Annotated in this window: 18 protein-coding genes; 8 read left to right on the top strand and 10 right to left on the bottom strand. The window is 67.2% G+C overall.

What is annotated here, in order from left to right:
- Position 1 precedes the first annotated feature (1 nt).
- Positions 2–733, top strand: a complete 732-nt coding sequence (locus ABZX86_RS12930; protein ID WP_355123046.1) for a hypothetical protein — start codon at positions 2–4, stop codon at positions 731–733.
- A gap of 3 nt (positions 734–736) precedes the next feature.
- Here the strand turns inward: ABZX86_RS12930 and ABZX86_RS12925 are convergent, their stop codons facing one another.
- From ABZX86_RS12925 to ABZX86_RS12890, 8 genes are read right to left on the bottom strand one after another with little or no spacing between them, the layout of a single operon-like run.
- The gene (locus tag ABZX86_RS12925; RefSeq protein ID WP_355123044.1) at positions 737–1,297 is read right to left on the bottom strand and encodes a hypothetical protein; all 561 of its coding nucleotides are present in this window, start codon (positions 1,295–1,297) and stop codon (positions 737–739) included.
- Complete coding sequence (locus tag ABZX86_RS12920; RefSeq protein WP_355123042.1) at positions 1,294–3,069, bottom strand: PEP/pyruvate-binding domain-containing protein; 1,776 nt, start codon at positions 3,067–3,069, stop codon at positions 1,294–1,296. Before ABZX86_RS12920 ends, ABZX86_RS12925 begins: the two co-directional genes overlap by 4 nt.
- Positions 3,053–4,786 carry an AMP-binding protein gene (locus ABZX86_RS12915; RefSeq protein ID WP_355123040.1) on the bottom strand — a complete coding sequence of 578 codons (1,734 nt, stop codon included), beginning with the start codon at positions 4,784–4,786 and terminating at the stop codon, positions 3,053–3,055. The genes ABZX86_RS12920 and ABZX86_RS12915 overlap by 17 nt, the downstream gene beginning before the upstream one ends.
- Complete coding sequence (locus tag ABZX86_RS12910) at positions 4,783–5,091, bottom strand: phosphopantetheine-binding protein (protein WP_327144294.1); 309 nt, start codon at positions 5,089–5,091, stop codon at positions 4,783–4,785. Before ABZX86_RS12910 ends, ABZX86_RS12915 begins: the two co-directional genes overlap by 4 nt.
- Entirely contained in the window at positions 5,081–6,553 is a 1,473-nt protein-coding gene (locus ABZX86_RS12905) for a PEP-utilizing enzyme (protein WP_355123038.1), read from the bottom strand. Before ABZX86_RS12905 ends, ABZX86_RS12910 begins: the two co-directional genes overlap by 11 nt.
- Positions 6,550–7,593, bottom strand: a complete 1,044-nt coding sequence (locus tag ABZX86_RS12900; RefSeq protein ID WP_355123036.1) for an SDR family oxidoreductase — start codon at positions 7,591–7,593, stop codon at positions 6,550–6,552. The genes ABZX86_RS12905 and ABZX86_RS12900 overlap by 4 nt, the downstream gene beginning before the upstream one ends.
- Positions 7,590–8,750: an SDR family oxidoreductase gene (locus ABZX86_RS12895; RefSeq protein ID WP_355123034.1), complete on the bottom strand. Its 1,161-nt coding sequence runs from the start codon at positions 8,748–8,750 to the stop codon at positions 7,590–7,592. Before ABZX86_RS12895 ends, ABZX86_RS12900 begins: the two co-directional genes overlap by 4 nt.
- Complete coding sequence (locus ABZX86_RS12890) at positions 8,747–9,925, bottom strand: acyl-CoA dehydrogenase family protein (protein ID WP_355123032.1); 1,179 nt, start codon at positions 9,923–9,925, stop codon at positions 8,747–8,749. Before ABZX86_RS12890 ends, ABZX86_RS12895 begins: the two co-directional genes overlap by 4 nt.
- A 433-nt stretch (positions 9,926–10,358) precedes the next feature.
- Here ABZX86_RS12890 and ABZX86_RS12885 point away from each other — a divergent pair, with 433 nt between their 5' ends.
- From ABZX86_RS12885 to ABZX86_RS12855, 7 genes are all read left to right on the top strand, one after another.
- Positions 10,359–11,369 carry a UbiA family prenyltransferase gene (locus tag ABZX86_RS12885; RefSeq protein ID WP_355123030.1) on the top strand — a complete coding sequence of 337 codons (1,011 nt, stop codon included), beginning with the start codon at positions 10,359–10,361 and terminating at the stop codon, positions 11,367–11,369.
- A 39-nt stretch (positions 11,370–11,408) separates the two neighbouring features.
- Positions 11,409–12,464, top strand: a complete 1,056-nt coding sequence (locus ABZX86_RS12880; RefSeq protein WP_355123028.1) for a type III polyketide synthase — start codon at positions 11,409–11,411, stop codon at positions 12,462–12,464.
- Entirely contained in the window at positions 12,464–12,991 is a 528-nt protein-coding gene (locus tag ABZX86_RS12875; RefSeq protein ID WP_355123026.1) for a cupin domain-containing protein, read from the top strand. Before ABZX86_RS12880 ends, ABZX86_RS12875 begins: the two co-directional genes overlap by 1 nt.
- Positions 12,992–12,994: 3 nt before the next feature.
- Positions 12,995–13,786, top strand: coding sequence for an NADPH-dependent FMN reductase (locus tag ABZX86_RS12870; protein WP_355123024.1), 792 nt, complete (start codon positions 12,995–12,997; stop codon positions 13,784–13,786).
- Positions 13,783–14,475, top strand: coding sequence for a class I SAM-dependent methyltransferase (locus tag ABZX86_RS12865; protein ID WP_355123022.1), 693 nt, complete (start codon positions 13,783–13,785; stop codon positions 14,473–14,475). Before ABZX86_RS12870 ends, ABZX86_RS12865 begins: the two co-directional genes overlap by 4 nt.
- 36 nt (positions 14,476–14,511) lie before the next feature.
- Positions 14,512–16,752 carry an MMPL family transporter gene (locus tag ABZX86_RS12860; RefSeq protein WP_355123020.1) on the top strand — a complete coding sequence of 747 codons (2,241 nt, stop codon included), beginning with the start codon at positions 14,512–14,514 and terminating at the stop codon, positions 16,750–16,752.
- 74 nt (positions 16,753–16,826) lie between these two features.
- Positions 16,827–18,389 (top strand): FAD-binding protein, encoded by a 1,563-nt coding sequence (locus ABZX86_RS12855; protein WP_355123018.1) that lies wholly within the window; start codon positions 16,827–16,829, stop codon positions 18,387–18,389.
- A 7-nt stretch (positions 18,390–18,396) separates the two neighbouring features.
- Here ABZX86_RS12855 and ABZX86_RS12850 read toward each other — a convergent pair whose 3' ends face one another.
- Both ABZX86_RS12850 and ABZX86_RS12845 read right to left on the bottom strand, forming a co-directional pair.
- Positions 18,397–19,224, bottom strand: coding sequence for a cyclase family protein (locus tag ABZX86_RS12850; RefSeq protein ID WP_355123016.1), 828 nt, complete (start codon positions 19,222–19,224; stop codon positions 18,397–18,399).
- An 80-nt stretch (positions 19,225–19,304) separates the two neighbouring features.
- A complete protein-coding gene (locus tag ABZX86_RS12845) occupies positions 19,305–20,918 on the bottom strand; it encodes a sulfatase-like hydrolase/transferase (RefSeq protein WP_355123014.1) in 1,614 nt (537 codons plus the stop codon).
- Between the last annotated feature and the right edge of the window lie 120 nt (positions 20,919–21,038).

The raw sequence follows: 21,038 nt of genomic DNA, 5'->3' as shown, positions 1-21,038 counted from the left end.
GATGATGATCGTTGCCGATTTCTCCGCCGCGCGAGCACAGCTGGACCGCATTGCCGGATTGTTCGACGAGAGCACCATGTCGCTGGCCGCCGCCAGGCGGCGCCGGGCGGGCGAACGCGTGACACGGACCCGCGCCCGGGATGCCAGCGTCGATTTCGAGGTCCTGGAGGCCCGGACCGATATCACCCAGATCCTGGATTCCTGGGCGGCCCTGGTGACGTATGAGCGCGCGGTGCGGCCGCCCGCCACCCGCGATGTCGTAGCGCTCACCAGATTCCTTGCCGCGCACCTGGACTGGCTGATCGCACATCCGGCCGCCGCCGACTTCGCGGCGGAGATAGCGGAACTCACCGCGCGGGCCGTCGACGCCGTGGACACCGACCGCTACGCGGTGACGCCGCGGGCGTGCGCGATGCCCGGATGCACCGGCAGCCTGACGGTCTCCGGCGATGGCGAAAACCCTTTGCTCGATTGCGAGTTCGGCCATTCCTGGGAGGCCGGACAATGGCTCGCCCTGACCACGGAACCGGCACTGGCGCAACTGTGCGACGGACAGCGGAGAATGGTGCCGACAAAAGCCGCGGCCATTGCGCTGAAGGTATCCGAAGCCACCATCAGGCAATGGGTGCGCCGTGGCAAACTGACCCGATACGGCCCCGCGCATCGTGCGGAATTCGATATTACGGAATTGGCCGCACTGCTGGCGGCCGGTCCCCGTACGCAAACCGGTTGACGGTCACCAGGATTCGGTGACCAGCCGCATATCGCGGTGCAGCAGATGCCAGACGGTGTGGAAACTGTCCAGCAGCGGTGAGGCGACGTAGTCGAGTTCACCGCCTTCCAGACGCTGCACCGCGGTGCGCAGCCGCGCCGGATAGCCGTCCCACAGCGGGAAGGCGGCGGCGATCGCGTCGATCACACCCGCGAACTCACCGAACAGGGTCACCAGCGGCGCGGCCTTCGCGGCCGACCGATCCCGCTGGAATCCGGTGACCACATCCTTCATCCGGCCGTCGGCCTGCTCGAACAGGCCGAGCAATTCGAGAATGCGGGCCCGCCCGGCGGCATCCACCTGACGGCAGACCGCCGCCAATTCGACCTGGGCGGCCTGCTCCCCCGCCGGGGTGAGTCCGGCCAGCTCGCCGCGGGGCGTATCGACAATCTTGAACAGGGCCGCCCCCGCCGGGGTGACCTCGTACGAAAAGCGGTCCAGGCCGATCCATCCGGCGACGCGCAGAGCGTGCAGTGCGCGCGTGCGGTCGGGTATCAGGACGTCGCTGTTGTTCACGATGGTCATCGGGATGCCTCCGATCGGGATGTGATGGTTTCGCGCAGCGCCAGTACGGCCCGCACGTACCGCTGCTGCGCCGGCGCGGCGATGACATAGCGCAGTGGGACCTCGGGGAGAACTGTCCGCCAAGGTGTTTCGGTGGCTCCGGGTGGACAGACGAAGGCGACTCCGGCATAGCGGGCCGCAGCCACGGCCAGCTGCGGGTCATCGGTGACCACGATCGCCGAGGCGGGTATCCGGGCCGGGTCCGTCGCCGGATCCAGCTGTACCGCTTCAGGTTCCGCCCCGAACAGGTCCTCGGCCGACCCGAGGACCTCGGTGTCCTCCGGTGCGCCGATGAGGTCACCGGGCCAGCCCGCCATGCCGCCCTCGGCGAGCGGCACCGCGCCGAGCCAGACCCGGCCGGTGGTGCCGCAGACGGTGACCGTCGCCGCACCCGCCCGCGCGAGCCAGTCCGGATCGGTGAAGACCGCACCGACCACGGCGGGCCGCCCCAATTCCCGGGCCACCACGGCGGCATGCGAACCCGAGCCGCCCTCCAGGGTCACCACCGCCACCGCGTGCACCATGCCCATGAAGTCCTCCGGTTCGGTCCGGGGACGAAGCAGTACGGTCGCCTCCGGGCCACCGTCGAGCGCGGCGGCGGAGTCCCGCACCAGCCGGCCGGTGGCGACACCGGTCGAGGCGGCGATACCGGTGGCGAGCAGTGGGGCGTGGCCCGCGACGGCGCACGGCGGCGCCTCGGCGAACAGCGCGTCGAGCCGCAGTCGCCGCAGGGCCTCGGCGCGATCGAGGATTCCGGCCCGCCAGGCGTCGACCGCGACGGTGTTGTGCACCTGATCCGCGGCGATCGCCGGACGCACCTGGACCAGCCACAGGGTGCCGTGCTCGACGACGAATTCGACCTCGACCATGACGCTGAGCCAGCTGAACAGCTCATCGGTGTAGGCGGTGAGTTCGGCGTGCGCGGTGGGGACGGCGGCGGCGAGCTGCTGCACGGCGGCGGGTGTGGCGGTGCCGGCGACCAGCGACTCACCGGTCCGCTCCCCCAGGAACTCACCGTGCAGCCCGCGCACCCCCGTCAGCGGATCGTGACTGAACACCACACCGCTGCCGCTACTGCTGCCCGCCGTGCCGTAGGCCATCGCCTGGATCACCACCGAGGGCCGGTCCTGCTCCGAAATCCCGTGCACGGCACGGTATTCCCGGGCCCGCTGGTTGTTCCACGAGGCCGCGACGGCATCCACCGCGAGCTTCACCTGCGCGACGGGGGTGCCGGGAAACTCCCGGCCGGTAGCCCCCTCGAAGGCAGCGACCAACCGGGCGTACACATCGAAGGTCGCCTGCTCCGCCTCGTCGGTCTCGATGCCCGCGATATGGCGGCAGAGCCCGCGGGCTCCGGTGATCACCATGTCCCACGCCGTATCCGCGCCGCCCAGCCGTTCCGCCAGGGCGGGTACGTCGGCGGGCGAAATACCCACGCCCAGTAGCGTATCCATCATTCCGGGCATACTCACCGGCGCGCTGGAGCGCACCGCGAAGGCCACCGAGGCCGGGTCGACGCCCATGACCTCGGCGGCCTCGGCCCGCAGCGCTGCGAGCAGCTCCTCGACCTCCCGTTCCGGAATATCGTGCCGATCCAGTACCGCGCTCTCCAGAATCCGGAACGGCGGTACGGCGTAATGCATATCGCGCAGTTTGGTCAGGAAGAAGCCCTTGCCGCCGAAGCGGGCCCGGGAACTCTCCGGTGTCTCGAATCGCTCAACGACTTGGCGCATGACCATCCACGGGGTTCAGGCCGAACAGTGGGGAACCCACGCCGACGAACAGTTCCTTACCGGTACTCACGCCGGTGACGAGGTCGTTCCAGAGCTCGACGCGGCGGGGTTTGCCACTGGTGGTGCGCGGAATCGCCAAGGGCTTCATGGTGATCAGCGCCGCGCCGTTCGACTCCAGGCCCATCCGGCGCAGCACGCCCAGGGCCGCGTCCACACCGTCCGCGGGCACCCGCTGCTGGAAGACGACCAGACTGGAGACCTTGCCCGTCATCTCCATATCGCGCAGCACCACGCTGATCTTGTCGTGGTGAATTTTCAGCCGCTCGGCGATCAGCAGTTCGATGTCCTCCGCAGTGATGAAGGTGCCGTTCACCTTGACCGCATTGCCCATTCGGCCCAGCACGTAGATCTCGTCACCGCTGCGGAAACCGAGATCGCCGGTGTAGTGGATGTCGGGCGCCTCGTCGGCCTCGCCGGGCTGCTGCTCGTCGAGGTAGCCGCTGAACAGGCCGGGCGACTGCACCGCCAGCTCGCCCACCTGCCCGTCGGGCAGCGCCAGCCGATCGGAGTCGACGACGGTGACGCGGGCGCCGGGCAGTTCCCGCCCGCAGGACACCACCAGGTGCGCCCCCTGCGGCAGCGGTTCGCCGTCGGTGAGGGTGCGCCGCGCCAGCACGTCGACCTCGGCGTGATCGGTGAGCGTCCGGTGGTCAACGGCCAATGCGGTCGGCATATCGTCGAGATCGGAAACCGTGATGGCCAAGGTGGTTTCGGCCATGCCGTAGCCCGGCTTCACGGTCAGCGCCGAGAGTCCGTGCGGGGCCAGCAGTTCGTGGAACGCGCGCACCGCGGTGAAATTGATCCGGTCCGAGCCGACGATCAGCGTGCGCCAGTTCGAGAAGTCCATGCCCTGCAGGCTGTCCCGGCCGACCAGTCGCGTAATGCGCTCGAGCGCGAAGTTCGGCATGGCGGAGTTGTTGACGCCGTGCTTGCCGAACAATTCCAGATAGAGCAGCGGTCGCCGCACGAAGTGCTCGGGCCGCATGAGCCAGGTGTCCTGCTCCCAGAGCAGCGGTGAGAGGAAGGTGCCGATCAGGCCCATATCGTGGTGCAGCGGTAGCCAGGAGCCGAAGCTCGCGGTCTTGTGCGCGGTGCGGTCGTGGAACACGGTCCGGAGCATCTGCGCGTGCGCGATCACCGCCCGGGAGCTGATCCGGACCGCGCGCGGCAGACTGCTGGATCCGGAGGTGAACTGGATGATCGCCGTCTCGTCGTCGATCGGCGGATTCAGTGTCGCACTGCCGCCGATCGGCATCTCGGCGGTCGAGTCGATCAGCAGTCGTGGCAGCGGCACGCCCGATTCCCGCAGCGCGGCAAGGGTAGTCGACTCGGCCACCACCGCGACCGGGTCCAGCACCCGCAGCCGGGACAGCTGCCCGGTCACTCCGCTATCGGGCAGCCCTGCCGGTGCGACCACGGTGGGAATGGCCCCGACGATCAGCGCCCCGAAGAAGAACTTCGGGAATTCCCGGCAGGTCGGCAGTACCAGTGCGATCCGGTCACCGCGCACGACGCCGAGATCCCGCAGGTAGTCCGCGACGCCCAGGGCGGCGCCCGCCATGTCGTCGTAGGTCTGGCCCTCCCATTCGCGCCCGGTGTAGAAGCGCAGGATGCCCTCGTTCTCGCGTTCGCCGATCCAGTCGACAATGGATCTCACAGCGCCTCCCCGACCGGATCCGGATTGTGTTGCGCCCGATAGACCCGCTGGATGAGCGCCACCAGATCGCCTACGGTGACCACATTCTGGATCTCCTCGTTGTCGATGAGCTCGATCCCGTACTCCTCCTCGACCCGGGTCATGGCCTCCATGAGCGAGAGCGAGTCGATGTCGATATCGTCGCGGATGGAATCGGTCAGTCGCAGATCCAGGCGCGGCCGGCCGATGGCCAGCTTGTCCTCGATGATCGCGAGCACCTGCTCGGGATCGGCGATCAGGACGAAAGTTTCATTCTCAGTGGACAATTCGCACCTCTCCTGTGTCTCCGTTCACGTACACCCGTTGTCCCGGCTTGATGTCTGCGGCCAGCGGATGGGATACGACCGCCGGTATGCCGAGCTCGCGGCAGATGATGGCGATATGTGAGTACTGACTGCCGCGGGCCGTCACGACCGCGCCGACGAACGGCAGGATGGGAATGACATTGGCGTCGGCGCTCTCGCACGCCAGCACCGCGCCCTTCATGGTCGGCATCTCGCCGAGCCCGATGGCAATGCCGTCGCACACCCCGGCCGAGACGCCGCGCGGCTCGCGAGCGGGCTGGAATTCCGCGGGCGCGCCGGGCGAAAGATCCAGGTAGTCGGGCATTTCCACGGCCAGCGCGTCCTCACAGGCTTCGCGGCGAGCCTCGATCTCGGCGCGGTCCGGCGGAGTACCGCGCAGCTCGCTCATGGTGAGGTACGGCCAATCGGCCGCGCCGACGCCGCGCAGCGCCGCGAGGGCGGGGACGAAGCGGCGATGCGCGTGCAGCAGCCGCATGGCCAGCGACTTGCTGTGCTCTCGCAGCGCCATCACATCGCCGAGGAACAGGACGGTGGCGTCGATTCCGGCGCCGCGCCAGCGCCCGCTCATACCGATGAGCGCCTCACGCGGTGAGAGATCCGGTTCGTCGCGCACCGCGGAAGCACTGTGCCCCATGGGCGGAATCACGAAATCCGCCCACGGCAGCGCGTCGTCGGCGATCTCGTAGAAGGGCCGCTCGACGAAGCGCGACGGGCCGTCCGGAATCGGGGCCAGTTCGGTGATGCGCCCCCATGGCAGCTCCGCGGGTTCCTTGAGCCAGTTGGTGATTCGATTACCGCCGCGCACCAGCCGACCGACAACATTGCGCTGCAATACTTCCGCGGCGATCGATCCGGAAGTGCCGATGATGTGCAGATGCCAGGCCCGCTCGAGCAGGGTGTTGCCGCGCGCGGCCAATTCGCCTATGCGCCAGGCGGCGTCGGCGTCCAGGACGGCGTCGACCTCCTGCTCGTAGTCGAACACCTGCTGTTCCAGCTCGATCACGCGTGGCCGCAGCTCGACCAGTTCACGCAGCATGCGGGCGGTCGCGCCATTGCGCCGCAGCGCGCCGGGCCGATGCGCCAGCGCGGATACCGGTGGTGCGATGCCCTCGAAGTAGGCGGCCGTAACGTCCTCGGGCGTCAGCAGATTCACGTGTTCGGCGATATGGCAGTAGGCGGTGAGATTGTGGTACGGGCGGCAGTTGAAGTAGCCGGTGAAGACGTAGTTCGAGCCGGTGGCCCAGCGCTGGGCGCCGAGGATGTCCCGGATGAACTGGCGGGTGCCCAGTTCCATCGGCCGGCCGACCAGCGACCACGACATGGGCGAGAGCCGCTTGGGCGCGATCTCACCGAAGTTGCCGGCCGAGTACACCCGCAGACTCGGATGCGCATAGGTATCGACCCGGCAGTGCTGGAAGGTCATCGCAGTACTCCCATCCCTGCTGACGGCAGCGCGGCGAGCACGGCGGGTCGCAGTTCACCCAGTGCGGATGGTGAGCGCAGCACCCCCGAATCACGCAGGGCCACACCTGTTTCCACAATGTAGTCGGACCTCGACGCGATATCCGGATTCGGCAGCGAATCGAAGATCGACGGATCGAATTCGAACAGCGGGCGGGCATAGTCCATGACTTCCTCCTCCACCCCGAAGCGCCGGGTCAGCGCGCGCTGCATCCAGGTGGGGCCGAACGAGTCGACAACCCTGGGCAGTACGCCCCACGGGCGGCACAGCCGCTCCAGCACCGCGGCCAGGGTCGGTCGTTCCGGATCGAAATAGGTACAGGCACTGCGATGTTCGGCGCTCACCACGAGATCGCGGATCACCGCCGCCGCGATATCGACATCGGCGGCATAGACCGGGAAGCGACCGCAGTTCTCGAGCGGCACCGGCAGACCGCTGAGCACGTGCGGCAGCACCGAGACCGGCCCGCCGTGCCGCGGAATCACCTCGGACGGCGCGGAACCGAGCAGTGTGCCCAGCCGCAGAATGCTCACCGGCACCCGGCGCTCCCGGCGGGCGATGAGCTCACCGCGATACTTGGCGTACTCGTACCAGTTGCGGAAGGTCTGGCCGCGGCTGAGATCCCGATTGGTGATCAGTCCGCTCGCCCGGCCCAGCGCCAGCACCGAGGACACGTACACCACCCGCCGCACCGAATCGACGGACGCGGCGAAGTCCATGACATTGCGGGTGCCGTTGACGTGGACGTTCACCACGCCGGCCGGATCGGCCCCCATATTCACCGAGCCGAAGCAGCACACCACGACCTCGATATCACCTAGCTCGCCGAGCGTCTCGGCGCTCAGGCCGAGACCGGGCGAGTTCACATCGCCCGTGACAGCCGTGCCGTGGCAGGCCTTTCCGCCGCGGCTGAGCTCGATGATCCGATGCCCGTCGGCGGCCAGCACCCGCCCGACCGCGCGGCCGAGATATCCCGAGGCGCCGATAACCAGGACCTTCATGCGAACCTCCCCAGGGGCAGGTACGGCAGCACCTCGGGTTCGGCCGCGGCCCCGAGGCCGAAGGCGATATCGATGATGTCCTCCACCGAAGTGGCCGGGCACCAGCCGTCGGTCAGTTCCATCAATCGGGTCCTCTCGAAAATGCGGTCGATCGACACGTAGCGCAGGCCGAACAGGCGATTGCCCATCTCCCGGTTCCACCTGGCGTATTTGAGGCCCATGTTCTCGGCCATGCGCAGTGCGCGGTCGGGGGCGGTGATCAGCCGGGGCGGGTCGTAGCGGCCCTCGACATCCTTGGACTGCAGCAGGGCCAGCAGCGCGGCCATGGTGGGCGCGTACTCACCGGCGCACAGCTGCACGATCGCGCCGCCCCGCCAGGCCTGGAATCCGGTTGCGGCGCCGTGACTCAGCAGCCGGATCATGCCCTCGCCGATGACATCGCGCGGCAGAATGTCGACCCGGGCGCCCGGGCGCACCGGCAGTACCGGCAGCTGGCCCGAGGACATGGGCGCCACCAGCTGATACAGCGAACTCCAGCGGGTCGTCGAATGCGACTGGGAACCACCGATGACTCCACCGATCCGGACGATCAGTACGGGGTGGTCGTCCGCGGCGGCCTCGCGCATCAGATGGTTCTCCGCGAACCACTTGCTCAGTTCGTAGGGCGTGCGGTCCTCGTGCGGGGGATGCAGGTCCTCGGCGATATAGCCGGACATGGTGCCCGCCACATACGCGGTGCTCACATAGACATACGGCACCGGGCGCCCGAGTCGTTCGGAGAGCTTGCGCGCCAGGGCCAGACCGTTCATCGCACCGAGATAGTTGACCCGATCCATCGCGGCCTGCGATGCGGTCCAGTCGACGATGCCGGCCAGGTTCACCACGGCGTCCACGTCGCCGAGCGCCTCCAGGTCGGAATCGCCCAGCGCCCAGTAGTTTTCGGTGATGTCACCGACCACCTGGGCATTCACGCCCCCGGGGCGCGCCAGATCGGCGCGCACGCGGCGGCGCACCAGCGCGGTGGTGCGCATGGGCGCGACCGCCTGGGCGACGGCCTCGGACAGTCCCCGGCCGACCTGGCCGCTCAGCCCGGCAGCCAGCAGTCTGGGTGCGGAAATACCTTGGTGCGGAATACTTTCCGAAATCATGACAGTCATTGCGAGATACTCACCAGCCGGTCGTAGAGGTCGGGATTGCCGCGCAGCGAATCGGTGATGATGGCCAGCATCATCTCGTCGGTGCCCGCGCCGATGCGGGACACCCGGATGTCGTTCCAGAACTGCCCGAACGGCGTCTCCCGGGGCAGATAGCCGGGGCCGCCGAAGACCTGCATGGCCTCGCTGATCAGGCGTTCGCCCGCCCGGGCGGCACACAGTTTCACCGCGGCGATGCGGCTCATGAGCTGGCGATCGAGCGGTCCGGACATCACATCGCGGGCCAGCGTCTGCACCGCGCCGGAGAGCACTTCGGTCTCGGCCTTCAGCTCTGCGAGCCGGAAGGCGATGTACTGATGTTCGCGCAGCCGCTTGCCGAATTGCTCACGCCGCTCGGCATGTTCGACGGCGAGGCAGATGGCGGTGGCACAGCCCCCGGCCACCTGGGCGGAGATCGCCAGCCGCTCGAAGGACAGGCCGTAATTCAGATTGAGCACCCCGAGCCCGGCGCGGCCGACGGTGGCCTCGCGGTCCACCTCCACGTGATCGAAGTCCACCACGACGGTGTCGAGCGCGTGAGTGCCCAATTTCTCGTGCTCGCGCACGATTTCGACATCCTTCAGCGGCACCGCGATGGTCGCGTGCCGCTCGGTCGGGACGCCCGCGGCGGTCGCGATCCGGCACAGCACAATCGCGAAATCCGCTACGGCGCCGAGGGATACGTACTTCTTGCGGCCGGAGATGGACCAGCCCGAGCCGGTCGGTGTGGCCAGGCAGGACACCGCCGAGAGATCACTGCCGCCCCGGGGCTCGCTGGCCGCGATGCAGCCCACCGCCTGCCCGTCGAGGGCCCGCTCCCGCAGTCCCGCAAGGTAATCCGACGTACCGAAGCGATGCAGCATGGACAGCACGGTCTCGGTATGCAGTGAGACGCCGATGGCGATACCGGCCGGGGCCCGCCCCGCCAGTTCCTCACCCATGCGGACGCCGAACAGCACATCACCCGCGCCGTTGCCGAGGGGCGTCCAGCGCCGGCGCAGCACACCGGCCTCGCCCAGGTGCTCCAGCACCGGGCGCGGGAATCTGGTTCGGCCCGGATCGATCTCGACCGAGTCCACCGCCTTCTGGACGAGGGAACCCAGGTCGCCGGGTGCCGGGAGCATTGTTTCGACGGTCATTGGTCTCCATTCCGTCGCTGTCGCGGAACCGCGCGGTCGTGCGGGAATCCCGCAGCCGAACTGTGGCCGGTGGGCGAGAGCTGAATCGAGGAAATGGAACGGCCCGGTGAAATCGGTTGCCTGTTCCAGGATTTGATGCGAATCGGCGAATGTACGCACGAATGGCGCAAATTCAGCGTGACACACTCGGCGGACGCCGTCAACAGAATCCGTTTCTATTGACGGAAACGCAGATCGTGTGTCACGCTGATTTCGCGGCACTCCTGTGCTCATCCGAGCCGGTTCAGCGCTCACGCAGCTCCCGGCCGATTCTCTGAAACACTCTCTGGTACTTGCCTTTTCGTGCCCATATCAGGTTTCCGCCCGCTACGTGGCGATTTCTGGAGGCCGGCGCCCGGCATGACAGAATCTTGCTATACGGAGAAAAGTCGAAATGACGGATATTGATCCCGCAACACAAACGCTTTCGGCACAATGGGTCAAGATATTGACCGACGACGGTGCCGAAGCGCCCGAAAAACCGACTGCCCGAACGTGGCTGATCTACGGGCTGCGCATCCGCCGCGTCGAATTCCTGCCGTTGACGCTGACCGTGCCCTTGGTGCCGGCACTGCTGGTCTCCCATTCCGCGCGGGAACTGTTGTCACTGAACATGTTGCTGGCGACAGTGGTGGTGATTCTTTCGATTCAGGTCGGGAATATGGCGAACTGCCTGGCCGATCGGGAGATGGACGCCATCTACAAGACCCGGCTGTCGCAGGCGGTCTACGGCCTCGGCGTCGGGTCGGTGGTCCGGCAGATCGCGGTCACCAGCCTGGCGGTGGCTCTGATCGAGGGTTATCTGACCTACCGCACCGGGCATCTGGATCTGCTGCTCATCGGCGGACTCTGGGCGCTGCTGGGCATGGGCTACTCACTGCCGCCGCTGCATCTCAACGGGCGCGGCATCTGGCAGCTGCCGGTCCTGCTGGCGGTGTACTTCATCCTGCCGGGGCTGTTCGTCCTGCGCGCCTTCGACGAACCCGTCTCCTGGGCGGCGGTCGGGGTGATCTGCGGTTTCGCCTGCACCAATATCGGCATCATCGTCATCAACCACGCCGAGGACTTCCCCGAGGACGTGCTGTACTCGATCCGTACCTACGTGCGGGCGCTCGGACTGACCCGCGCGCTCACCCTCGGTGTCGTCATGCTTTGTGTCGGTGCGAGTCTGGTGACCGCCTCGATTCTGGTCATGGCCGGACCCAACTGGGGCCTGGTGCCCTATCTGATCGCGTGCCTGCTGGGCGTGCGATTTGTCGGCAAGACCGCACTCGCGGTCCGCGGCAAATCACTCGAGGACGGCATCGTCGCGCTGCGCCTCCGGTCGAAACTCGCTCCCCCGCACACGGTTCTGGTGGGGTGGACGACCGTCCTGCTCGCCGCCCTGGTCTTCGCGACCCGCTGAGCCGTCCGCCCATCGCACAACCAGTAAGGAGATCGTCGGATGGCGATCCTGCACAAACCCGCCGTGATCTTCCCGGAGGAAGTTGTCACCCTCGAGCAGACGCTCACCATCGCCGAGCGCATGCACGCCGATAACCCGGATCTGGAACTGGCGCTGCGCCTGATCCGCAATACCGGGGTCGAGACCCGGAATATCGTGCAGCCCTTGGAACTCACGCTGCGGCATCCGGGCTTCGAGGAGCGCAATCTGGTGCACAACCGCGAGGCCAAGCACTACGTCCCGATCGTCGTCGCCGAGGCGCTGGCCAATGCCGGCAAGACCGCGAGCGATATCGACGTCATCATCTATGTGTCGTGCACCGGGTTCTCGATGCCCTCGCTGACCGCCTGGATGATCAACGAGCTCGGCTTCCGGCCCTCTACCTCGCAGTTGCCCATCGCCCAATTGGGTTGTGCCGCAGGCGGTGCCGCGATCGCCCGGGCGCTCGACTTCTGCCGGGCGCATCCCGGGTCCAATGCGCTCATCGTGGCCTGCGAGTTCTGCTCGCTGTGCTATCAGCCGACGGATATCGCGGTCGGCACCCTGCTGTCCAATGGGCTCTTCGGCGATGCCGTGGCGGCGGTGGTGGTCTCCGATACCGCGAGCACCGGCGATGTGGGAATCGAGTTGCGGCGCAATGCTTCCTACCTGATTCCCGGCACCGCCGAATGGATCTCCTACGCCGTGCGCGCCACCGGTTTCCACTTCCAGCTGGACAAGCGGGTGCCCGGCACCATGGAACCGCTGGCCCCGGTACTGCGCCAGGTCTCCGAGGCGGAGGGCTGGGACGCCGGCATGCTCGACTTCTACATCGTGCACGCCGGGGGGCCGCGCATCCTCGACGACCTGTCGAAGTTCCTCGATGTGGCGCCGAACCAATTCCGCTACAGCCGCGAAACCCTCACCAAGCACGGCAATATCGCCAGCGCGGTGGTGCTGGACGCCATGCGGCGGCTGTTCGAGGACACCGACAATCCGAAGATCGGGCGCGGCATCATCGCCGGATTCGGTCCGGGCATCACCGCCGAGATCTCGCTGGGAGAGTGGTACGTCTAATGTCGGTTCAGGGTCTGTATGTCGCCCCGGGCGAGGGTAAGCGACTCATCAGCGCGGCGCACGAGGTGGTCTTCAAGGTCACCGGCGAACACTCCACCGCCGCATCGAGTTTCGAGGTGCTGGTACCGCCGGGCTTCGATGTCGGAGCGCACCGGCACGCGCACTCCGAGGAGCTGTTCTACATTGTGGAGGGCGAGCTGGAATTCCTCGCCTTCGATCCGGTGTCCAAGGAGGGCCACTGGTCCGAATGGACCTCGGAGGACGATCACCACGTCATCACCGCGAAGGCGGGCAGCGTGCTCTTCGTCCCGCCCGGCTGCCCGCACGCCTTCCGCAATGTGTCCGACAAGCCCGCGAAGATGTTCTTCCAGGCCTCCCCGCCACCGGATCACGAGCACTACTTCGACGGACTGATCGAGATCTTCCGGACCGGGGACAAGGTCGATCCGGCGGCGGTGGTCGCACTGCGGGAGAAGTACGACATCGAGCAGTTCACCCAGCTGCGCTACGAACCGCCGGGCGGGTGAGACATGGCGATACCCAGCGTGCTCGCGCTACCCGGCTCACTGCGCAGCCGGTCCTTCAATCGCGCGTTCCTCGACGCCGTGCCCGCACTGCTGCCGTTCCCGTGCCGCTATCGGGTATTCGAGGATCTCGCCGACGTACCGATGTTCAACGAGGACATCGACATCTACCCGGATCACCCCGGGGTGGCCGCCCTGCGCGCGGCGGTCGACGCCGCGGACGGGGTGATCATCGCCTCGCCGGAGTACAACCAGTCGATACCCGGAGTGCTGAAGAACGCGCTCGACTGGCTGTCGAGACCGCACGGCGGCGGCGCGCTGCGCGGGAAAGCGGTACTGCCGGTGGTGGTCACGCTCTCGCGCGGCAATGGTTCGCGCGGACTGGCCGATCTCAATCGGGTGCTGTCCTATCTGGGCAATTCCGTGCTGTACCAGCCGGAGGTCGTGCTGGCCTCGGCGCCGAGTCTGCTGCGCAGCGGTGACGGGAGCACCGAGATCACCGATGCGGCGGTCCGGGCGCTGGTCACCGTCGCACTGGAACAGTTCGGCGCGCTACTGCGGGCCGGCACCGCGGCCGCGGCCACCACCCTGCTCGACGAACGCCGGGAAGCCGTCGAGCGCGCCCGCTTCGCGCCGATGATTCGCGAGGCACTGGGTCGCGGCGCACCGCCCGCAGCCCTCATCGAACGGCTGCGCAATGCGGGTGTGGCACCCGCCGTCGCCGCCGAGTGGATCGCCGCGGAGGCCGCGACCACGCTCATCGGCTCCGGCAACGGATCTCCAGGAGGACATTCATGATCGATACCGCCGACGACCTCCGGCTGGACTTCCTCGATGCGCGCGTTGTCGACGTGCTCGAGCGGCTGGAGGGGGACGCGCGCACCGACGGTGCGCTGCTCGGTGCGGTGGGCGCCGAGCTCGGGCACCTCGGTGCGACACCGGACAGCACTGCGCTGCAGACGATTACGACCGTTGCCGAGGAGGCGCTGCTGCCGGTCGCCCGCCCGGTTGGGCGGCTGCTCTATCAACTCGCCCTGGCGACCGGAGCCAAGACCATTGTCGAGTACGGGACCTCGTACGGCATGTCGGCGGTGTACCTGGCCGCGGCGGCGCAGCAGACCGGCGCACAGGTGATCGGCACCGAGCTCAGCCCGCACAAGGCCGCCACGGCCGCCGCCAATCTGGCGGCCGCGGGCCTGGCGGACCGGGCGCGCATTCTGGTAGGCGATGCCCGGGAAACCCTGCGCGAACTCACCGAGCCCGTCGGACTGCTGCTGCTGGACGGCTGGATTCCCTTGCACCTGCCCATATTTCGAATCCTCGAACCCATATTGGCCCCGGGGGCGGTGATTGTCTCGGACAATGTCTCCAAGCATGCGGACAAGATCGGCGACTTCCACCGGTATCTGGCGGCGCGGCCGGAGCGGTACGTGCGCACGGCCCTGCCGATCGATGACGGCATCGATCTGATCACCCGGGTGCGCTAGGGGCTCGCCGCCTCGACGACGAGAAAGGTAGCGACCATGGGGAGTTCGCTGTTGGAACGGATCGCGCGCTTCGCGGTCACTCGGCCGCGGGCGGTGCTCGCCGCGACATTCCTGGCGCTCATTGTGTGCGGAATTCTCGGCAGCACCGTCGCGAGCCATGTGAAGGCGGGCGGCTTCGCACCCCCCGATGCCGAGTCCACGCGGGCGACGGCACTGCTCGGATCCGAATTCGGCGGCGCGGCACCCAATTTCGTTCTCACCGTCGATGCGGCCGGCGGTGCGGACAGCGACCAGGCGAAGGCGGCCGGGGCCGCACTGTCCGACCGATTGCACGCACGATCGGATATCGCTGTGGTGCAGTCGTATTGGACCACAGCGCCGGATCTGCGCACCGCACTGCGCAGTTCGAACGGTCATATCGCGCTGGTGCTCGCCCGCATCGTCGGAGACGACACCGCCCAGCAGCGCTCGGCCGACGAAATCGTCCGTGCGTTACCGCAATTCTCCGGTGTGACGGTCAAGGCGGGCGGTTACGCGACAACCCTGCGTGATCTCAACAATGTCAGCATCCAGGATCTGGCGCTGGCCGAGGCCATCGCCGTTCCGCTGTCGGCGATCGTGCTGGTACTGGTCTTCGGTTCCCTGGTGGCCGCGCTGCTGCCGGTGGCCATCGGACTGGTGTCCATCCTGACCACAATGGCCCTGCTGCGCATTCTCACCGAACTGACCGATGTCTCGGTCTTCGCCCTGAACACCACCACCGCCCTGGGGCTGGCGCTCGCGATCGACTACAGCCTGTTCATCGTGTCCCGATATCGCGAGGAGATCGACGCCGGAAACAGCCTGGAGGAGGCGGCGGTGCGCGCGGTCTGCACCGCGGGTCGCACCGTGCTGTATTCCGCACTGGTGGTGGTGCTTTCGCTGGCGGCGCTGATCGTGTTCCCCATGTTCTTCCTGCGCTCGTTCGCCTACAGCGGGCTCGCCGTGGTGGGTGCGGCCGCGGTCGCCTCGATCGTGGTGCTGCCCGCCATCCTGGCGCTGCTCGGGAACCGGGTCAATGCCCTGGATCTGCGCAAGCCCGTGCGCCGCTGGCTGCGGCTCGGGCCGGTGCGCACGGTGCCGCCGCAGGAGAGCGTCTGGTATCGCATGGTCACCGCCGTCACCCGGCGCGCGGTGCCGATCTCGCTCGCGGTGCTGGCGATTCTGCTGCTGCTCGGATCCCCCTTCCTCGGAATCAGATTCGGCGCACCGGATGATCGGGCCATCCGCGCGGGCGCGACCTCCAGCCGCGAGGTCGGCGATATTCTGCGCACCGAGTTCACACAGAATCCCGCCGATGCCGTCACCGTGGTGCTGCCCGGCTTTCACGGCACCACCGAGGCCCTCGGCGCCTACGCTGCCGAATTGTCCAAGGTCCCACACGCTTCCGCGGTGCTGTCCGCGGCGGGAACCTATGCCGGCGGACAGCGGCTGGCATCCGCACCACCGGGGATGCTCGGCGATGCCGGTGCGGTTCTCGCCGTAGGCACCGCTCTGGATCCGTATTCGACTGCGGGAGAACAACAATTGGATCGCCTACGCGCGGTCCCCCCGCCGGTGCCGTCCATGTTCGCCGGCGCGGCGGCGGAGAACCTCGACGCTCTGCACGCCATCGGCGCGAAGGTCCCCATTGCCGCGATCTGGATCGTGCTCGCCATGTTCACCGTGCTGTTCCTGTTCACCGGCAGTGTGGTGCTCCCGCTCAAGGCGCTGCTGATGAACATGCTCTCCCTCACCGCCGCCTTCGGCGCCATGGTGTGGGTGTTCCAGGACGGGCATCTGGCCGGACCGCTCGGATTCACACCCACCGGCTATCTGGTCGCCAATGTCCCGATCATGATGTTCTGCTTGGCTTTCGGCATGTCCATGGACTACGAGGTCTTCCTGCTCTCCCGCATTCGCGAGGAGTGGCTGGCCTCCGGCGGCACCACCGAGGACAACACCCATGCGGTCGCCATGGGCTTGGCCCGCACCGGGCGCATCTTCACCGCCGCCGCCGTGCTCATGGCCATCGTCCTCGGCGCACTGGTCTTCTCGCGGTTGTCCTTCATCCAGCTCATGGGTCTGGGGCTGGCCATTACCGTGCTGGCCGACGCCACGCTCGTCCGATGCCTGCTGGTCCCGGCTCTCATGCGCCTGATGGGTCGCTGGAACTGGTGGGCGCCACGACCATTGCGCGCGGTGCACGTGCGCATCGGTCTCACCGAGAAGGAATTGATCCCCGCGCAGAGCGAATAGCGCGCATCCCCCATAATCGATCACTATGCCACCGGGAAATCCGGAACCGGCGGTGCTCTACTGGGGGAAGTTCCATGCTGCTGTCTCGTCGCCGTTTTCTTGCCGCGTCCACCATGGGTGCGGCGGCGACAACCCTGCGACTGCCGACGGCCGGCGCCGCTGAACCGGCGGTGATCGGCATCGGCGACCCGCAATACGACACGCTCACCCAGCGGGGCTACAACCGCCGATTCACCGCGCGGCCGCAGCGGATCTATCTGCCCGCCGATGCCGAAGAAGTGCGTACGGCGGTCGAGCGATCGGTGCGTGACGGATTGCGGATCGCGGTGCGGGCGGGCGGGCACGGGTTCGACAATTTTGTCGATAATGAACGGACGCAGTCGATTATCGATATCGGCCGGCTGGGCACGGTGGGATGGGATGACACCCAGCGGGCGTTCTCGATCGATGCCGGAACCGATCTGGGCACCGTGTACGAACGACTGCTCGCCTGGGGCGTGACGATTCCGGCGGGCATCTGCAAGGGCGTCGGCATCGGTGGCCATGCCAGTGGGGGTGGATACGGGCCGCTGTCGCGACAGCTCGGACTGGTGGCCGACCATCTGCACGGCGTGGAGGTTGTCACCGTCGACAAAAGTGGTGCGGCAAGCACCGTACTGGCGACCGCGGACGGCCCGAACGCCGATCTGTTCTGGGCGCATACCGGCGGCGGGGGCGGAAACTTCGGTGTGGTGACGCGATTTCTGCTGCGCTCCAAGGATTCCGACGGATCCGATCCGGCGCGGGCGCTGCCGAAGGCGCCGGGCAGCATGTTCAATACCCGATTGGTACTGCCCTTCGCGGACGAGACATCGTTCCTGCGGCTCGTCGGCAACTTCATCGGCTTCTTCGAAAAGCACAGCGCGCCAGGCGATCCGTTCAACGCACTGTACGCACCGCTGCTGCTGCGGCCGGGCATCACCGGATCCGAGATACAGGTGCTGCTGAATGCGGATGTCCCCGATGCCCGATCGATGTTCGACGAATTTGTCGCCGCCGTCTGGGAGGGCGTGACGCCCGGACCGATTCAGCTACCGCTCGAACAGGCCTCCTATGCCGATACCGTGGCCCGCGTCTACTACGCGAAGGGGATGCCCGGGTTCCGGGTGAAGGTCAAATCCGCCTATCTGCGCAAGGCGTATTCGACCGATCAGCTGCGAGTCCTTTACCGCTATCTCACCGATATCCGCTTCGTGGGCGAATCACAGGTGGAATTCCTGCCTTTCGGCGGCGCGACCAATGCCGTGGCCGCCGACGCGACCGCCGTACCGGCGCGTGACTCGTTCATGAAGATGCTCATCCACGCCGCCTGGCGGCTGCCCTGGGACGACGAACGGTATGTCGCCTGGGCGCGCGAAATGTACCGCGATGTCTACGCCGAAACCGGCGGAACACCGGTGCCGGACGAGTCCAACGGCGGCAGCTACATCAACTACCCGGATCCGGATCTGGCCGACGCGCAATGGAATACGTCGGGCGTACCGTGGCACACCTTCTACTACGGCGCCAATCACGCACGGCTGCTGGCGGCCAAGGCGCAGTGGGACCCCAATACCCTTTTCCGGCACAGCCTTTCGCTGGATCGTCCGGACTGGTGAATCCTCGTCAGGTCAGCGCGAGCACCCGGCACGGACCACCGGTGCCGCCCGCGTGCTTGGGTGCGCCCACCACCAGCCGCGCACCCGTCGGCGGCACCTGCGCCAAATTCGCGAGCATCTCCACCCCGTACCGCCCCGCGCCGAGAAACGCGGTGTGCGCGCCGTAGTCCTTACCCGCGGCCAGGTCCAAACTCAGCGTATCGACCCCCGCGCCGACAATGCTGCGCTGCGACACCAGGAATTGCGCGGCAGCCGCCCCGAACCCCGGCGCGTGCGGCCGCCCCTCGCCGTCCAGATTGAGAAACGCCCCCGCATTCGCCAGCCGCCCCTCCCACCCCGAATACATGGCGACAAACGCCCGATCCGGAATCCGCCCGTGCGCCGCCTCCCACTGCTCGATATCCGAAACAGTGACCGCCGCATCAGCATCGGCAGCAGCCCGGGCCGAAATATCGATGACCACCAGCGGCGCCACCAAATCCTCCGCGGCGATCCGATCAACGGAGGTCCCGCCCGCCACCCGATGCAGCGGCGCATCGATATGCGTCCCCGTATGCTCCCAGAACGCCAGCGCATGCTGCTCGAACCCGCCGTTCTCATGCCAGGCCACCGGCACCGAGGCAAACGGCAAATTCCCCGGCCACACCGGCAAATCCGCACTCAGCGTATGCGTCAGATCCACCACCGCCCCACCCGAATCCGGAACCGCACTCGCCATAGCGGGTCCCACGATCGCAGCCAGCGCCCCCAGCCCGGCCGCCCCCAACCACGCCCGCCGACTCACTCCCCCCGCAGCAGCCTCATGAGCAACCCGAACAATCCGAGGCGAACACATCCGAGCAGTCACTCCCCCACACAAGGCACAACGATTTCGGGCTGAGCGTACCGGTGCCGATCCGGACAACGGTTGCGCGACTACCGCATTCCGCCTCCGGCGAGGTTCGCGATGATGTTGGAGTGGGCGCGGAAGTCGGCTAGACCCTGTTCGTGTGCAGTTTGGAGGTTGGCGGGTAGTGAGGCCTGGACCTCGGTGGGGATGGCCACGTTGGTCAGGAGATCTTGCAGGTGGTGCTGGAGGGGGTTGTCTCCGGCGAGGTTGTCGAGCTCGAGGCGGCCGCGGTCGGTGGAGTAGTCGTAGAGTTCGAATTCCTGGGGGCGGGTGGTATCGGCATCGACTGTGCCGTCGGTGAAGTGGGAGTAGGTGACGAGCTTCGCGTCGGGGGTGATCAGGGCCAGGATGTGGGCAGGTGGGGCCAGGTCGAAGGGGCGCGTGCTCTCCTCGATAGAGAATTCGTCGGTCGCGTGCAGGACCCACGGTCGGCCGGGGGCCGAGGCATTGGAGCAGATCGCCGCGATATCGGCGCGACCGGACAGGTGGGCGTAGCGCGGGTCCGCTCGCCATTGATTACCGCCGGATGCCACAGTGAGTAGTAGCGGGGCGAGATCGACACTCGAGACCAGCTGCGGTCGGGTGGACGCGGAGCCGCTACCCAGCAGCCCGCGCGGATCGTGTATCAGCAGGGGCACGCGAATGCCCTCTTCGTATGCCGCGCCGCCCTTTCCATGCAGACCGTGTGATCCCGCGTAATCGCCGTGATCGGCGGTGAAGATCACCACGGTATTGGCGGCCACCTCGGGACGGGCCTGCAAGGCGTCGAGGACTCGGCCGATCTGGATGTCGACCTGCTGCTGGTACCACAGGTAGGTGTTCTGCAGACGTACCCACTCCGGCATCGCAGCGGCATCCCACTGCGGGGTCCCGAAGGCGAACTTGCTCAACTCGATGAAGGCCGTCTGATGTGCCGGGCGGGTGCGCCGAATGTCTTCCGCCGTCTGGAAATTCGGCGGCAGTCCGGTGAACACCGTCGGAAGATCCACGCCCGCATGCACAACCGAGTTCCAGTACAGAATGTCGTGCGGGTTCAGGAAGGATACGGTCGTGCACCACGGGCTGCCCCCGGCATTGCCGTCCAGCCACTCCACGAACTGGGTCGCCGTGCCCGGATCCGCCTTCAACCCGACACCCGCCCCACCGTTCGGCGACGGGTAGGTGCCGCCGTCGAATCCGTAGGTCTCCATACCGCCGGGCACGGTGTCGGCCTGATCGGACAGATGCCATTTGCCGTACCAGTTGGTGGCGTAGCCCTGGTCGCGCAGCATGGTTCCCCAGGTCGGAAAGCCCGGGGACAGCGTCGACACCGAGTTCCCGGCCGTCAGCATGACGCCCGTCTGATGGGAATACAGGCCCGTCAGCATGGTGCCGCGCGCGGGAGTGCAGGCATTGGACGCGGTGTAGTACCGGTCGAAGGACACCGCGCGCTGCCGGATCCTGGCAATATTCGGCAGCAGCCGGTCCAGCTCCCGGGTGTCCGGAAACCATTGTGGCGCACGCATTTCGTCGACGATGACAACCAGAATGTTCGGCCGGTCGGCACTGCCTGCGCGGGCAGCGGCCGGACGGGCGCCGACCGCCGCACCCGCGGCGACGGCCGCACCGGCGGACAGGAATCGTCTTCTGTTGACGGGCATGCACAACCTACTCACGGTCGATCGGATGAAGCGGAGGACAAGTCACTTGCGCGCGCAAGTAGGATCGATCGTAGCGTCGAATCACCCCCGAGGAGATTGATAAAGTTCTGAGAACTGCAG

It is taken from the genome of Nocardia sp. NPDC006630 (assembly GCF_040611495.1).
Classification (GTDB): Bacteria; Actinomycetota; Actinomycetes; order Mycobacteriales; family Mycobacteriaceae; genus Nocardia.
Note: the sequence above shows the minus strand (reverse complement) of the source record. Positions and strands in the feature narration are given on the sequence as shown.

Bases quoted from the DNA above. Each gene is read 5' to 3' on its own strand.
- ABZX86_RS12930 (WP_355123046.1), top strand. From the start codon at position 2: ATGATGATCGTTGCCGATTTCTCCGCCGCGCGAGCACAGCTGGACCGC.
- ABZX86_RS12925 (WP_355123044.1), bottom strand. From the start codon at position 1,297: ATGACCATCGTGAACAACAGCGACGTCCTGATACCCGACCGCACGCGC.
- ABZX86_RS12920 (WP_355123042.1), bottom strand. From the start codon at position 3,069: ATGCGCCAAGTCGTTGAGCGATTCGAGACACCGGAGAGTTCCCGGGCC.
- ABZX86_RS12905 (WP_355123038.1), bottom strand. From the start codon at position 6,553: ATGACCTTCCAGCACTGCCGGGTCGATACCTATGCGCATCCGAGTCTG.
- ABZX86_RS12900 (WP_355123036.1), bottom strand. From the start codon at position 7,593: ATGAAGGTCCTGGTTATCGGCGCCTCGGGATATCTCGGCCGCGCGGTC.
- ABZX86_RS12895 (WP_355123034.1), bottom strand. From the start codon at position 8,750: ATGACTGTCATGATTTCGGAAAGTATTCCGCACCAAGGTATTTCCGCA.
- ABZX86_RS12890 (WP_355123032.1), bottom strand. From the start codon at position 9,925: ATGACCGTCGAAACAATGCTCCCGGCACCCGGCGACCTGGGTTCCCTC.
- ABZX86_RS12885 (WP_355123030.1), top strand. From the start codon at position 10,359: ATGACGGATATTGATCCCGCAACACAAACGCTTTCGGCACAATGGGTC.
- ABZX86_RS12880 (WP_355123028.1), top strand. From the start codon at position 11,409: ATGGCGATCCTGCACAAACCCGCCGTGATCTTCCCGGAGGAAGTTGTC.
- ABZX86_RS12875 (WP_355123026.1), top strand. From the start codon at position 12,464: ATGTCGGTTCAGGGTCTGTATGTCGCCCCGGGCGAGGGTAAGCGACTC.
- ABZX86_RS12870 (WP_355123024.1), top strand. From the start codon at position 12,995: ATGGCGATACCCAGCGTGCTCGCGCTACCCGGCTCACTGCGCAGCCGG.
- ABZX86_RS12865 (WP_355123022.1), top strand. From the start codon at position 13,783: ATGATCGATACCGCCGACGACCTCCGGCTGGACTTCCTCGATGCGCGC.
- ABZX86_RS12860 (WP_355123020.1), top strand. From the start codon at position 14,512: ATGGGGAGTTCGCTGTTGGAACGGATCGCGCGCTTCGCGGTCACTCGG.
- ABZX86_RS12855 (WP_355123018.1), top strand. From the start codon at position 16,827: ATGCTGCTGTCTCGTCGCCGTTTTCTTGCCGCGTCCACCATGGGTGCG.
- ABZX86_RS12850 (WP_355123016.1), bottom strand. From the start codon at position 19,224: ATGTGTTCGCCTCGGATTGTTCGGGTTGCTCATGAGGCTGCTGCGGGG.
- ABZX86_RS12845 (WP_355123014.1), bottom strand. From the start codon at position 20,918: ATGCCCGTCAACAGAAGACGATTCCTGTCCGCCGGTGCGGCCGTCGCC.